Source organism: Ruegeria sp. HKCCA4812, from assembly GCF_013034245.1.
Taxonomy (GTDB): domain Bacteria; phylum Pseudomonadota; class Alphaproteobacteria; order Rhodobacterales; family Rhodobacteraceae; genus Ruegeria.
Genome location: NZ_WQFQ01000004.1, coordinates 330,058 through 343,763 on the forward strand (window position 1 = coordinate 330,058; position 13,706 = coordinate 343,763).

Annotated in this window: 11 protein-coding genes and 2 pseudogenes; 6 read left to right on the forward strand and 7 right to left on the reverse strand. The window is 56.6% G+C overall.

The features are described from left to right. Positions 1-23 precede the first annotated feature (23 nt). From GOW04_RS14120 to GOW04_RS14130, 3 genes are all read right to left on the reverse strand, one after another. Positions 24-2,282 carry a DDE-type integrase/transposase/recombinase gene (locus GOW04_RS14120; protein ID WP_171232968.1) on the reverse strand — a complete coding sequence of 753 codons (2,259 nt, stop codon included), beginning with the start codon at positions 2,280-2,282 and terminating at the stop codon, positions 24-26. Continuing rightward, positions 2,279-3,022 carry a hypothetical protein gene (locus GOW04_RS14125; protein WP_171232969.1) on the reverse strand — a complete coding sequence of 248 codons (744 nt, stop codon included), beginning with the start codon at positions 3,020-3,022 and terminating at the stop codon, positions 2,279-2,281. Before GOW04_RS14125 ends, GOW04_RS14120 begins: the two co-directional genes overlap by 4 nt. Positions 3,023-3,623: 601 nt before the next feature. Next, positions 3,624-4,184, reverse strand: a complete 561-nt coding sequence (locus GOW04_RS14130) for a transposase (protein WP_171232970.1) — start codon at positions 4,182-4,184, stop codon at positions 3,624-3,626. A gap of 323 nt (positions 4,185-4,507) precedes the next feature. Between GOW04_RS14130 and GOW04_RS22270 the strand changes: the two are divergent. Together GOW04_RS22270 and GOW04_RS14140 are read left to right on the forward strand one after the other, a co-directional pair. Next, positions 4,508-4,630, forward strand: a pseudogene (locus GOW04_RS22270) (hypothetical protein); the annotation flags it as partial. 231 nt (positions 4,631-4,861) lie between these two features. Beyond that, complete coding sequence (locus tag GOW04_RS14140) at positions 4,862-6,181, forward strand: hypothetical protein (protein ID WP_254430155.1); 1,320 nt, start codon at positions 4,862-4,864, stop codon at positions 6,179-6,181. A gap of 276 nt (positions 6,182-6,457) precedes the next feature. Here the strand turns inward: GOW04_RS14140 and GOW04_RS22275 are convergent. The 3 genes and pseudogenes from GOW04_RS22275 to GOW04_RS14155 all read right to left on the reverse strand — a co-directional run. Then, positions 6,458-6,709 (reverse strand): annotated as a pseudogene (locus GOW04_RS22275) (IS3 family transposase); the annotation flags it as partial. A gap of 125 nt (positions 6,710-6,834) precedes the next feature. After that, positions 6,835-7,770, reverse strand: a complete 936-nt coding sequence (locus GOW04_RS14150; protein ID WP_171232974.1) for a mechanosensitive ion channel family protein — start codon at positions 7,768-7,770, stop codon at positions 6,835-6,837. 61 nt (positions 7,771-7,831) lie between these two features. Next, the gene (locus GOW04_RS14155; RefSeq protein WP_171232975.1) at positions 7,832-8,647 is read right to left on the reverse strand and encodes a response regulator; all 816 of its coding nucleotides are present in this window, start codon (positions 8,645-8,647) and stop codon (positions 7,832-7,834) included. Between the two features lie 57 nt (positions 8,648-8,704). Between GOW04_RS14155 and GOW04_RS14160 the strand changes: the two genes are divergently transcribed. From GOW04_RS14160 to GOW04_RS14175, 4 genes are read left to right on the forward strand one after another with little or no spacing between them, the layout of a single operon-like run. After that, positions 8,705-8,929 carry a NepR family anti-sigma factor gene (locus GOW04_RS14160; RefSeq protein WP_245218085.1) on the forward strand — a complete coding sequence of 75 codons (225 nt, stop codon included), beginning with the start codon at positions 8,705-8,707 and terminating at the stop codon, positions 8,927-8,929. After that, positions 8,922-9,467, forward strand: coding sequence for an RNA polymerase sigma factor (locus GOW04_RS14165; protein ID WP_171232976.1), 546 nt, complete (start codon positions 8,922-8,924; stop codon positions 9,465-9,467). Before GOW04_RS14160 ends, GOW04_RS14165 begins: the two co-directional genes overlap by 8 nt. A 6-nt stretch (positions 9,468-9,473) precedes the next feature. Further along, positions 9,474-11,234, forward strand: coding sequence for a sensor histidine kinase (locus GOW04_RS14170; RefSeq protein ID WP_171232977.1), 1,761 nt, complete (start codon positions 9,474-9,476; stop codon positions 11,232-11,234). Further along, on the forward strand, positions 11,212-12,708 hold the full coding sequence (locus GOW04_RS14175) for a phospholipase D-like domain-containing protein (protein ID WP_171232978.1): 1,497 nt from the start codon (positions 11,212-11,214) through the stop codon (positions 12,706-12,708). The genes GOW04_RS14170 and GOW04_RS14175 overlap by 23 nt, the downstream gene beginning before the upstream one ends. Here GOW04_RS14175 and GOW04_RS14180 read toward each other — a convergent pair. Next, positions 12,705-13,706, reverse strand: a complete 1,002-nt coding sequence (locus tag GOW04_RS14180) for an AI-2E family transporter (protein ID WP_171232979.1) — start codon at positions 13,704-13,706, stop codon at positions 12,705-12,707. The two genes, GOW04_RS14175 and GOW04_RS14180, sit on opposite strands and share 4 nt — an antisense overlap.

The window sequence follows — 13,706 nt, forward strand, 5'->3', positions numbered from 1 at the left end:
GTAGGAGCTCCTCTTTCATCTGCTTAACGAGAGAATTTCTTGCTGGTCCGGAATCGGTCGAGACTACCGGGCTCGTCCGGGAGAACCACCGAGTTGACCCCGTGTTCGTCCTCTACGTCTGCGTCCTGCGTGACCTCGGCTTCATCAGCGACATCACTGGCATCCATCTCGAAACCGCCGTAAATGGGATCGTCATATTCATCCCGTCCGACGAAAGGTTCCTCATTCGAGCCCTTTCCGAAAGACAACTCGAGGCTCGCACGATCCAATTCGGTTTGGGTGTAGCCAGTCATTCCCATGTCGTTGCCACGCATAATCTTGCCGACGAGTCCCGCGCGAAGCCGCTGTGCTTCGTCACGAGCGCCACTGCGACGTTGGCCGTCCAGAGCCGCCTCGGCTCGCCTCAGCTGGCGTTCTTCCTGCCACTGCCGAAGGGTCTTGCCGCGCAATGAACTGTCCAATGCAGGAACGGAAATCGTATCACCATGACCCACTACGGAAATGGCACCCATGTCCATCGGATCGACGATGATTTCCACCGTTCCATCTGGAGCGGCGACCCGATCTGCTACCCGTGTTTTCCGATCGTTCCGAATAAATTCGTTGAGGTAAGTCGTACCGGCGTAGCGAATGCCTTCGTGCGTTACCCTTGCAGTGGTCGAGAACCCACAAGCTTCACGAAGGTCCTGCGGGCCTGGGATCTGCATTGGATCATAAGCGATATCCTGGATCAGTTCTTCCCAAGCCGTCGCAGGCGTTTTCCCATTCAGTCCCCGGTGCGGCGTGTTGTGGTATTCGGCGATAAAGATGACGAAGAGCAGGTCAAGCTCATCATCCGTAACGCACGCCTCTTCGTGCGGTTTTCGATCGTTCAGTTTCGATGGCATGCTCGCAGTCCAACCCGGCAAGGTTCTGGCGAACTTCAATTCACAGGTCCGAAACCACCTTTCGATATGACCACGCAGGTTTGCCACCCCGGCGGTTGTGTTCATGAACGAACTATGGAGCCGCTTTACCGCCGCAGAAAACTCAGCGCCGCCGAAAGGATGCTTGCCGAATTCAGAGCCTGAATCCGTCGAGACGAGCTGGATCGGACAGACATGGTTCCAGTCCGAGTCTGTAATGCCCGCGTTCCGAAACAAGTATGTCTTGTCCATAAAGCAAGACCGGAGAGCTTCGAGTGCCGCCTTCTGGTTTGGGCTCCGACAAATTGAGTATCCCAGGATAATCCTCGACGCGACGTCGATCGCGACGACCACCCAGCGGCGCACGCGCTTCACTTTCGCGCGCTCCTCTTCTGTCATCCTTTGATACTCGGCCCGGGTCACATCAAGGGTGACGACATGGAAACACCAAGCATCGAATTGGACATTCTCACCAACCGTACTGATGGACATGCCAGCCTCAGACATGCCGAATTTCCGAATAGCTGCTGCGAGGCCCTCTCGCTGCAGAACAACTGTGAACGGGTCGAGATATTCGTCGATGTAGCGCTCATACGTTCTCACGCTTTTCATAGGAATCAGCTTGAGAGGGCCCTGCTTGGCCCGGCGCGCGTTTTCCTCAGCCACTTCTTTGACGGCACGCTGTGCAATTTCCCGTTTTGAAGACCTGCCAACCGGGCGGCTATCCTCGGAACCAGGTCCACCACGCGCGTAGTCGCGCAGGATATTCATGACGAAATTGAAATCATCATTCGCAAAAACTGGCTTTTGAGCGGAGACGCGCTTCGTATTAAACACATTGGGGTAGCAGTCGGCATTCTCATATTTTCTAAGATAACCCAGCAATGTATCGCTGCAGGGAAGCGGGTGCAGCGACTGAGATGAATTCGCCTTCTCGGTTCCATATTTTACGCGAGCTTGAAATTGCCGATAATCTGCATCGATCTTTGAAGTGAAAATACCGACACCCTCGCGCGTAAGCGTCATGCCTAACCGACGATAGTGCGCCATGCGTTCTGCGAGAAAGACCTTACGACCAATGGCCTCCCGTTGCTTTTTTCCAGCCAGATAAAGCTCTTTGCGGCCCTGCATCCGACGATCTTCAACACGCTTCAGACTATAGTATCCGCGGTCGATCACGAGCCGTTCAGCTTCGATCAATGAGGTGATCTCGTCCGGGCAGAAGGTCCTGATCTGCGCATCGGAGTCCGCGTATACCGCAAGGACGTAGTGCGTGATCTCTTTCGTCTGGGGGTCAACTTTCGGAGTTACCTTCCAGACATCAGAGCCCTCGAAAGTAACACGGTCAGAACTAGTCAGGTTCTTGAACAGGGTCATGCCGCACTCCGGCAACGGGTTTCTGGGCAAAACGGATCCAAGATGTTTTTTGTGATCTCGCCATCACCGATGAGGCGAACCGCCGCGCGGTAACCCTTGGCACCTAACATTGAGCGATCGATCAACCCGCCGAAGCTGAAGACACCGCCGAGATCGTTTGCCGCCTCCAATACGATGCGGTCAGATTCCGGGTCCCATCCACGCCGAGCTTTGTGAATTTCCGCGGCACATTTCCGATAAACAGGGTGAAACGCGTAGCGCGAGCCCAGATTGAACCGATCGGCAACCTGACGGCTGCACTGACCTGCGATGTTTGCGATCTCTTCGATGTAAGACTTTCGGCGGGCTTTCGTGTCATACTTGACCGAGAACAACACCTCGTTCATGTCTTTCAGCAGCAGATGGGCATCGACCTTGGTATAGGTCGGTTTGCCGTTACCACCGACAAAATCAACGCGAGTCAGCTGTTCCTTGAAGTTGACAACATCGCTGTGCGCAGCGAGGTTTTGGTAGACAGCGGCTTCTTCATAAGACGCGCACCAAAATTCCTGCAAAACCGCCCGGCGGTTGAGCCGCGTCACAAACGACAGCTTGCACGAACTGCTGGATTTGCCGAGTTCCATCTTCATCAGGTGGGAATTTTCAACGCGAAACGGGGCGTCAGGATCCGCCAGAGGCGGCGGCCCGAACGTCGAGTTGGCATAGGCATGGTGATCTGCTTCGTGGCGATCGTTTGACATAAATTCTCCGTTCGCATTTCAACGGGAAATGCGCTTCTGTCTTTTGTGAGGGGGGTAGGCCGGTTTTTTGGGGGGTCCGGAAACCTGCACATATCGAAAGAGCGTGCGGCGCCCGCTTTCCCTGAAAGACGCCACGGAAAGCGCAACCATCCACGTAAGAAGCCGGAAAGCCGTTGTCTAAAGCAGGTACTTCAGATACCGTCGATAAGCAGACTAGGCTGGTTTTCCAGTCGCAGGGGTTTGATCGTGCCAGCGATCAGCCCCTTTTCTCATTTCTCTCTTGTCTCCATTCATATCCTTTCGGTTTCACCTCTGGAATTCAGGGGCGATCTTCTGTGTGAGACGAACGTAAACACTCCGTCCAAATCGAGTCCAGAAAAAATATATCGCAATAACAATTGCTTACTGCGAATTTCTCGGGGCCAACTCTTTTCGCTCAGGTTTCAAAGAGCGGCTTGAAATCCGCCCTCGGTCAGTTCTCCTTCATGGTTCTGAGGTTTTTGTTCCTCCTTCTAAAATTCAACTAGGAGGAAAAATTTCACCTTTATACCGCCTGGCGAATTTTTCTGAGAAGAAAATGTCCCTTTTGAGAAGCAGCTGTCTATACCGGCTTCTTCTTCATTTGCTGGCGGCACCACATCAGGTGCTCGTGTGACCACGGCACCAAATCTGGTGGCAGTCGGACTGGCTCGACGCAAATGCAGTTGGATATCAGTCCAGGCGTGGTCGCGGTGAGATCGTTCACCAGATCCTTGCGGCGCGCATGAGCGACCTTGTAAGACAACCCGATGCGATCTTTCAGCTGATGCGATGTGAGCAAATCTGCAGCTCGGCCTCGCGCGTGACAGGTGATGATGTACTCAGCCGCCAATAGCCACTTGCGGATCGGCAGGTTGCTTCCATGAAGGATAGTTCCGGTTTTCGCAGAGAACTGGAGCCTGCACTTTTGGCAGTGAAATTTTTTTCGCGCCTCAAAATGCAAGATGGCCGCCGATCCACATCGCAAACACATCACGCCCGACGGCCATCTGACCTCCAAAACTCGACTCACTGCGGCGTCATTCGTAGGGAACCGCGTCGCTACGCCCTCGGGCGGCAACGCAAAATGGAACTGGCACCAGCGAATACGATCACGGTCGTCGGACGAAATTGGTTTACTCATTGATTGTTCGCAGATGCCATCGCATGCCAAATAGTTGAGTCTTTACATGCCCTGCAAAAAAGAACAAAGCCCATTCAATGCGACAGCTCTCGTTAAAACCGGCGCCAGTTCACCGAGAAACCCTGCCTTCGTATGTATCTCGAATGGCGGCGATGAACCGTGTCGATTTGAAGAACTTCTGCGTCGACATGGGTTTTTCCATGAAGAAGCTCCTCAACTTGGACCCTGAGGCCTTGCATATCATCGCTGAAATAGCCGCGTAGGACGATCACGCGCTTGCTGCGCTTGTCAGCTGGACGGGCGAGAAGTCCGGCGATGTAAGGATGATCTTCCGCGACGAAAAATTCGTATCCCGCGCGCTCAAGAATCCCTTGGTCCGAGGCTGCCCAGTTTGCCTTCGAGATGACGCAAATGCAAATCCGAGCAGACCCCTGGAAGCTATGGCAATAAGGGGGGATTGGCAGTTTCGCGAAGTATCGGCCTGCGTTCGACACCAACATGCGCTGATCCCACTTTGGAGGCGCCAAACACCGACAGAACGCTTTGATATCAGCACCCGGCTTTCGGAAATCCTGGAGGACCTGCTCAAAGGCAATCTTGAACAAGGGCGATCATCTCCCAGTGCATACGATCTATGGCTTGATCAGCGACTTGAAAGTGGACGTGATGACACTTGGTTGGCGGGACAAACTCTCTACGCTGCTACGACCTTCTGCCGGCTTCTTGGTTCGGAACTATTGCGGCTTCCTGAGTATCCAGATGTTCATGTTGCCGCCCGTCTGAGAGCTGCACAGAAAGTCGGGTTTGAAATTGCAACGGGCGGCAGGGATGCAATCGACAACGCATTGGACAAACTTGCGGCTCTTGCCCCACTCGCGGGTGATTTGCCCAACAAGGCTTTTGGCGCGCTTTTTGGAGGCCTTGCACGCGCTCACCTCAATGAGGATGCGTTTGATGACTTCAGACGAATCCTGTGGGAACGGATCATCCTGATCTGGCCAGTCGCAGCCGATCAGGAGATCCTGGGCCGCACTCTTCCTGATCGGCGCCTGCATTCGCTAACCTCAGCAGCAAAGGAAACGGGTGTGGGCGAACCTCTTTTGGATCAGTTCCTCGTTGAGGCAGGGGCTTACGACAAGGCAGACGGAAGGCCGGCGGCGCGCAAGACATTCGACGCGCTTCAGCATGCGTCCTTGCTCGCCGAGATCCCAACGCTCGTTGGTTCTGACGAAATAAGAAACGCGATGGGGGCGACCAAGTCTCAGTTCAGGTCACTGGTTGAGGACCGGGTTCTAGTTCCCAGAACAAATATACCGAAAGTAAAATCGCCTTGGCGACTGCAAGATGGTACCGATCTAATGAGGGAACTGAACGCATTGGTGATTGGTGTCGTCGAAGACCAGGACCAGTGGGAGTTAGTACAACAGGCGAACGCGAGGACCGGATTGGGCGTTGGCCGCATAGTCCACGCAATTCGGGATGGACGCCTGCGGGTCGCTCGATGGCATGGTCTTGATGGATACAGGGCGCTATGCGTGTCCAAGGTTGAGATAGACCAGTTCGCGGTGGATAGCGGGGCGCAGACCGAAGCTCACTCCAAGCTTCCGACGGAGGTCGTCTCCACCGCCGCGGCGTTCGGGCGTTCCGTGGGAATGAGAGAAGGTCAAGCCTTTCAGAGGCTGGTGCATGCGGGGCATACCCCGGCGAGCCATGAAACGATCTCCCGCAATGGAACCAAGCGTTTCTACGTGACCGAAGATGATATCGCCGCATTTCACCAACGATTCTTCACGCAAAAAACCCTGGCTGATGAATACAATGGTTTCTGGAGAACGCTGGTGGCGCAGTTACAGGCCGGGGGTGTTGAGCCATTCACTTCTGACGGCGAAACCTTCGGGCATCTGTTCTTGCGCGCCGACGTGGAGCGTTTTTTTGAGAAGCCGGTGGCCGACTGCAAAAGTTTGGGCTGGGCAAACAAGTCCTTTCCCAACGAATGAAGGAAACGAATTCGGTGTCCCGATCACACTCTGGCGGCGCGTTCCAGGGCTCAGGCCGATTTGCACTGATTGGACGGACGGGTGCAGGCGAAACAATCGCCGCTCGCTGCGCGGCCCAAGAACCTGTGATTCTCGCTGCCTTTGACTGGCCGGGCGGCTGCGATAGGCCCGAAAACCTCGTTCGCTGACATCCAGGACCTGGCAAAGACGTTGGTCGGGAAATCGCGGCCATGCTTTTTCCCTCTCGTCGAAACTGCGTTTCGACTGCCGGGCAGTGGATGAACCTAAACCTCATGGCTTTTGGCTCGCGAAGAAGGCCATGGCCTTTTTCAAGATGCCCCTTTCCTCCTTGAGAATGCGGTTCTCACGAAGAGGTCGCTCGTTCTTACGGGCAAGATACAATTCCTTGTCCGACACCACATCAGTGTTGCGATGCGCCGTCACCCATTTGTTCAGCCTCGACAAGCCAACGCCCAAATCCGATGCGCCCGGTCTGCGCGTCAGACCGCTCGTCAGCGCGATCCGCACTGCATCAGCACGGAATTCGTCCGTTCGTTTCGATCACATAGTTCATCTCCTTTGTTGCAATAAATGCTATCGAAGGAGCGGCATCAAACCGTGACAGGTCTAGCCCCCAGGTTCAACAGTCAAGGTTACTCTGCCGCGATCGCCTTCTCTTGCCGTCTCTCGACGTCTTCGATCAGCAGCGTGCGGGTTGGAAACGGAATATTGATATCGGCGTCGTCCAGCGCCTCTTTGACTTTGCGCTTCATGTCTGCCTGGTACTGGAAGTAGTCCGAAGTCTTGCACCAAACGCGGACAAGAAAATCGACGCTGCTGCTGCCAAGGTTGTTCACCTGGATGAACGGTTCGGGATCTGCCTGCGAACGGGCGTCCGACATGATCGTCTCGCGAATGACGCGCTCGGCCTCCGCCAAGTTGACGCCGTATCCAACGCCGAACGTCCACTCGGCACGACGGGTCTCGTAGACGGAATAGTTCTTGATGGTGTTTCCCCACACCTCGGCGTTGGGAACGATAACCTTGACGTTTCCCATATCTGCAATTTCGGTGTAGTTCAGAGTGATGTCTTTAACGGTTCCGAGCACGCCATTCACGTCGACGAAATCGCCGATCTTGAGCGGCCTGAACAGGATGATCATCACGCCGGCTGCAACGTTGGACAATGTGCCTTGCAACGCAAGACCAATGGCCAAACCGGCGGCACCGATCAGCGCAATGATCGACGTCGTCTGCACCCCGAACGTGTTCAGAATGAACAGCCCGGTAAACGCCAGGATCGTATAGCGCGCCAGATTGCCAAGAAAGTTGAACAACGTATCGTCCAGGCGTTCCGATTTTTTACCGACGCCCCGGATCTTCCGGCTGACATATCTTGAAATCACAAGCCCGAGAACCAGTAGGATCAGCGCGGCGATCGTGTTCGCGACGAGGCCAAGAAGGGCCTCGAGCGTCAACAAGTCGCTCAGCGATTTCCCGTCATACAGCTCGGTATTCAGAACTTGCGACAGTTCGACCCAAACGGTGTTCGTCACGGTCTCTGCGGTTTGTGCAATCTCGTTTTCCATGGTGTTCCTCTTCGTGTCTCATCGCCTGAGTTTTCGTGTCTTGCAGCGCAGCCCTGCCGCGTCAGACCTCGATCACGGCGCTAGAGGCAAAGAACATGGCCTGGCTGACGGCCGATTTGACCTGTTCTTCGGTGTAGGGTTTGGAAATCAAAAAGGCCGGTTCGGGCCCTTTGCCCGTCAGAAGGCGCTCGGGGAATGCGGTAATGAAAATGACGGGACAATCGCCGTGCTGGGCAATGATGCGGTTCACTGCATCGATTCCACTGGATTTGTCCGCCAGTTGGATGTCCGACAGGATCAGGTCGAACGGCTCGCGCTCGGCCAGTTCGATGGCGGCCGTCTCGGTGCGTGCGACCCCGGTGACCCGGTGGCCCAGGTCGGACACCATCGTTTCAAGATCCATCGCGATGATTGCTTCGTCTTCGATGATCAAAATGCGCCCAGAAGTGTGGCGGGCCATTTCCTCGTAGGCGATATCGATTAGCTTCTGAGCCTCGGCGGGTTCTATCTGCATGATTGCGGCGATATCGCTGACCGAGAACTCTTCGACCGTGCGCAGCAGCAAGGCCTCGCGCGTGTTCGGCGTCAGGCGTGCCAGCTGGGCGTGAGCGCGCGATTGGATGTCAGAACTGCCGCCATCAGCGTCAACAGGCATTCCCGATGTTGACCAGATGCTGTGAAACACACGAAACAGCGCGACCCGCGGCGCGAGATCGGCATCGAACTGGGCGGGATCTGCAAGGATCGCTTCAAGCGATGCAGCGGCGTAGGCGTCGCCACTGTCCTGTGAGCCGGTGAGGGCACGGGCATAACGGCGCAGAAACGGCAAGAGCGGGCCAATTTGATCTGCGACGGAAACTCCGGTCAGCTCGGTCATCTATGTTTTCCTCATTTTTTTCTCTAAACTCGGGAACCAAACGCATACTGGGGCGTTATGGTTCCAGCAAAAGTAAAAATTTTTGATGATGCCATGACAAAACCACAGCCAAGCCGAAGCCATCGGCAAGAAATAGAGCAAAGGATCGACGAAAACCTCAAGCGGGCTTTCGATGAGGTAGCCAACGAACCGGTTCCGGATCGGTTCGTCGATCTTCTTGAAAAACTTCGCAATCAGACCAGTGTCCCCAAAAGCGGTGACACGGGAGGCTCGGATGGTTGATTCCCGAGAAGAGCTTGTCGAACATATTGGCGCGATGCGTGCCTTTGCGATCAGCCTGTGCCGAAACGGGGCCACGGCCGATGACATCGTACAGGACGCATTGATAAAGGCATGGAGCAATATCGACTCGTTTCAGGAAGGCACCAACATGCGAGCCTGGTTGTTCACCATCGTCCGGAACACCTATTTTTCGCTGCACCGCAAGCGCAAGCGCGAGGTCGAGGATGTGGATGGCGCGATGGCCGAAAGCCTGTCGCAAAAGCCCGACCATGACGGACGGCTGGCGTTGAAGGATTTTGCTGTTGCATTTGACCAACTGACGGATGAACAGCGCGAAGCATTGGTGCTGGTCGGTGCACAGGGATTTTCCTATGAGGAAGCAGCCGAGATGTGCGGCGTCGCTCTTGGTACGATCAAAAGCCGGGTGAACCGGGCCCGCGCGCAACTGGCCGAACTGATGGATTTGGAAGATGACGAACCCATCGAATTGACCGATGCGGTGACGGTGGCGATCGTTCAGACGCAACCGGCGGCCTGACGATCGATGGATGCGAAACCGCGCAGCCTTACCGTCTATCTTGCCGCGCTGGTCACCTTGGCGCTTTTGCCTTTGGGGCTGATTGCGGTATTGCAGACACGCGCTGTGATTACCGAAGCCGACGAAAGATCTCGGGCCTCGGTTTTGGCGCGCACGATCGAAGCTGCCACCCGGGAACGGGAGCTTCTGCAAAAAGCTGTTGGTGCCAGTTCGGGACTTACCGCCGCGCTTTCGGCTGGAGGTATGGACAAAGCCGCTTGCTCGGACCTTATGCGCCGGTTCGTCGAACGCCAGCCCGAGTTTGTATTTGCCGGGTTTATCCAGCCGAACGGTGTTATGGCTTGCTCAACCGTCGAGAAAGACATCGATTTGTCGGACGCACCCGGTTTCGGGCAGATCTCGGAAAATCCGCAGCTTACTTTTTCTGTCAGTCGTGCCGGGGCGGCGACAGGGCAATCAGTGATCATCGTAACCCAGCCGGTCATGAACAAGACCGAGCTTATGGGGTTCGTCTCCATCTCGATACCTCATGCGCTGGCGCGCACGCCCTTGGACGTTGGCAACATTGGTAGTGACGTGGTCATCGCCCTGTTCGACGCGACCGGAGAAGTGCTGTCATCAAATGTAGGCTTGGATGAGGTCAAACCATTCCTACCGCCCGCGAAAGAAAACCTGTTGGTTCTGTCCAGTTCCGGCAAAACATTTTCGGCTAAAACGGCCGACGGAGAGGATCGGGTTTTTGCAGTTGCCAGCATCATTCCGGGCGAAGTCGCCGTGATTGGCAGTTGGCCACGCGAGGCGGCGCTGGCCTCTGTCGGTGCAGGCAGCACTGCCCTGACCATTGCTTTTCCGATCCTGATGTGGGTGACCGGTCTGGGAGTTGCCTTGTGGGGCCTGCATCGATTGGTGATCCGGCATCTCGACAGCTTGCGTTCGGCCGTGCGTCGTTTCGCGTTGGGCGAGCGCGACCCGATTGAAAGCCTTGCAGGCGCGCCGCAGGAGTTCCAGCAAATCCAGACTGCATTCAACCGCATGGTCTTGTTGATCCGCGAGGCTGAGGCGCAGCACGAACGCGATCTTGTCGAAAAAACGCTGTTGTTGCGCGAGGTGCACCATCGCGTCAAAAACAACCTGCAACTGATCGCTTCGATCATGAACATGCATTTGCGCAAGGCCGAAACCCCCGAGGCCCGGCGCTTGCTGGAACAGTTGCAGCGGCGGGTTCGCGGTCTGGCCATGGTGCACCAGACCCTGAACCAAAACTCGCAGATGACGACGATCAACACCGAGGCTCTGATCGGGCATTTGGTCGCCGAACTGGCGCATCGACCGCCAATTCTGGGTCAGGTGGTCGAGGTTGACTGCCGGATCGCGCCTGTCGAACTGGGGCAGGATCAGGCCGTCACGCTGTCGATGCTGGTGGCCGAGGCACTGACGAACGCGGTCAAATACGTAGGCGTTCCGCAGGACGGACCGCCGACAATTTCGGTGGAATTGACCCGACCCGACGAGAGCACCCTGCACCTGAAAATCTCCAACACGCGCGGGCAGTCGGACGACGGTGCGGATCTGTTCCACAGCGGCGGGATCGGTCAACGGCTGATGCAGGCCTTCCTCCGCCAATTGGACGGTTCCGAAACCATAACCGAGACGTCATCGCATTATGTGTATGAGGTAACGTTCGATATCGCCGAAGTAGAAGGCGATAGCGAACCTCAGACCATTGCGGATGAGAGAGGCGGTGATGCCCGTGCCGCAGCAGAATGACTTTGAGGTCCTGATTACGGCCGCGCATGCCTGGCCCGCCTTGGAAAAAGCGGTTCTTGAGGCCCGGCACCAGATCAAGGCAAGTTTTCGGATATTCGATTTCATGACACGGCTGCGCAGCGACGAGGCGCGCCAGATTGGGGAAACCTGGTTTGACCTGATCGAGCATGTCATTCGCAAGGGTGTAACGTTTCATTTGGTCATCAGCGATTTCGATCCGATCTTCGCGACCGAGTTGCACGAGCTGAGCTGGCGCACGAAACGGCAGGCGGTTGCGCTGGCGGAAATCCTGGGTCCAGAAATCGCCTCGCGCTTGACCGTTCGCGTGTCCATGCACCCCGCGCAGGCCGGCGCATTGCCTTGGGCCACGCTGTTGCCCGCGGTTCTGCGTAGAAAGGCGCAGCGAATGCAGGAGCTGTCCCGCGAACGACGCAAACGGCAGGCGGTACGGCTGGGGTCGGACACGCTGCCCCGGCTTCACACCGTGTCGCACCATCAGAAAGTCGCCGTGATCGACAATGAGATCTGCTACCTCGGCGGATTGGACTTGAACGAAAGGCGCTTTGACACACCGGATCACGATCGTCTGGCCAAAAACACCTGGTCAGACGTTCAATTGCTGGTCCGCGGACCCGAGGCCGCCGAGGCCGCACGCCATATCGACCGGTTCGAACATGAAATCGCAACCGGACAACCGGCCCCACAGGCAACCCACCTGCGCCGCACCCTGTCCAGCCCGCGCCGGTTTGCATTCTGGCGGCTGTCGCCAAAGACCATCGCGCATGAGATCGAGGATGAGCACATCGCCGCCTTTCAAGCCGCGCGGCAACTTCTGCACATCGAGACCCAGTATTTCAGATCAACCCGGCTAGCCGAGGCCTTGGCTGAGGCGGGCCATTCCAAGCAGGATCTGAAACTGGTACTTGTTTTACCAGCCTTGCCCGAGGAAGTGGCCTTTGGCGGGCATGACGGATTGGACGCGCAATTCGGGTTGGACCTTCAAGCCAAATGCCTGGAGATCATCCAGCAGGGGTTCCAAGACCGTGTATCGCTTTCGACCCCGGTCCAGCCGATTGCCGCCAGCGGGGCCGATGCCAGCGTCGAGGTTCTGAGCGGGTCTCCGATCATTCACGTTCACAACAAAGTTCTGGTGGTGGATGACCATCATGCTTTGGTCGGGTCCGCCAACCTGAACGGACGGTCTTTGCGGTGGGACACAGAAGTCGCCCTTCGGGTCACCGACCGGCAGCGGATCGCAGTTCTGCGGCAGGCCCTAGTGGACCATTGGTGGTTCTCGGATGATCTGAGCAAACCGATCGAGCCAGATGCCATGTTCGCGTGGTGGGGGCGAGAGGTACAGGCCAACGGCGTGCGGCGCCCCGAAGCGCGCAGCGGCTTCCTGGTTCCGCATGACGCCGACGTTGCGCGCGACATGCGGCAACCGCTTCCGGGGGTAACTGAAAACATCGTTTAGGTGGTCGCGACCGGGCTCATGACCTTGGGGTGCATCAATACGCCGAACCACAGCAGGATCGGCAGTGCGACGATGGCGCCGACCGGCCCCCACAGCCAAAGCCCAAAGATGATGGCAATGAACACGACCAACGGGTTCACCTGCAGACGTTGGCCGACGAAGGCGGGTGTTACGAATTGTGCTTCAGAAAGATTGATCGCCAGGAAAATCAGGGGGGGCAACAGGGCCGCGGCTCCACCGAACTGGGTTAAACCGGCGATCAGAAGGCCGGTCAGGATCATCAGCGGGCCGAGATACAGCACAAAATTCAGAAGGCCGGCGGCCACCCCCCAGATTACGGCGTCATTGATGCCGATCAGCCCCAAGGCCACAGCCGTAACAGTCCCAAGGCCGATATTGACTAACGTCACGGCAGCGAAATAGCGATAGACCGCGCGGTCAGCCAGATACAGCCGCTCCGTCAACGGGCCGGCTGCGGCATAGAGCTCGGTTCGGGTCAAAACGAAGAAGAACAGCGTACCGATGAAAATCAGGATCTTTGATCCAAAATTGGGCGCCAGCCACAAAGCATCCATCACCGACGGAAGGGCGGACTCCGTTTCCGCTGCCCCATCGGCGCCGACGGTTTCTTCGATCTCGCGTCCAAGCGTTTCGATACCCCGAATGAACTCGGACATCGCGGCGACCCAAGAGCGCAACTCGCGTTTGATTGCGGGCAACTGTTCGACCAGCGTGGACAGCAATGGTTCAAGCAGAAGGAACGCCGCGACGATGACGGTGCTGGTCACGAATAGCAGTGCCGAGGCAGATATCACTCGTGGGCAACCGACCTTCTCAAGCTTGTCGGCAAGCGGGGCGACCACGACCCCCAATACCAACGCAAAGGTGATCGGCGCGACGATCGACCGGGCCAGGTACAAAGCGGTGATGACGGCGATCCCGGTCAGGATCGCCATCATCGCACGCAAGGCTGATGCAGAGCTGAAAGCAGTGGGCAT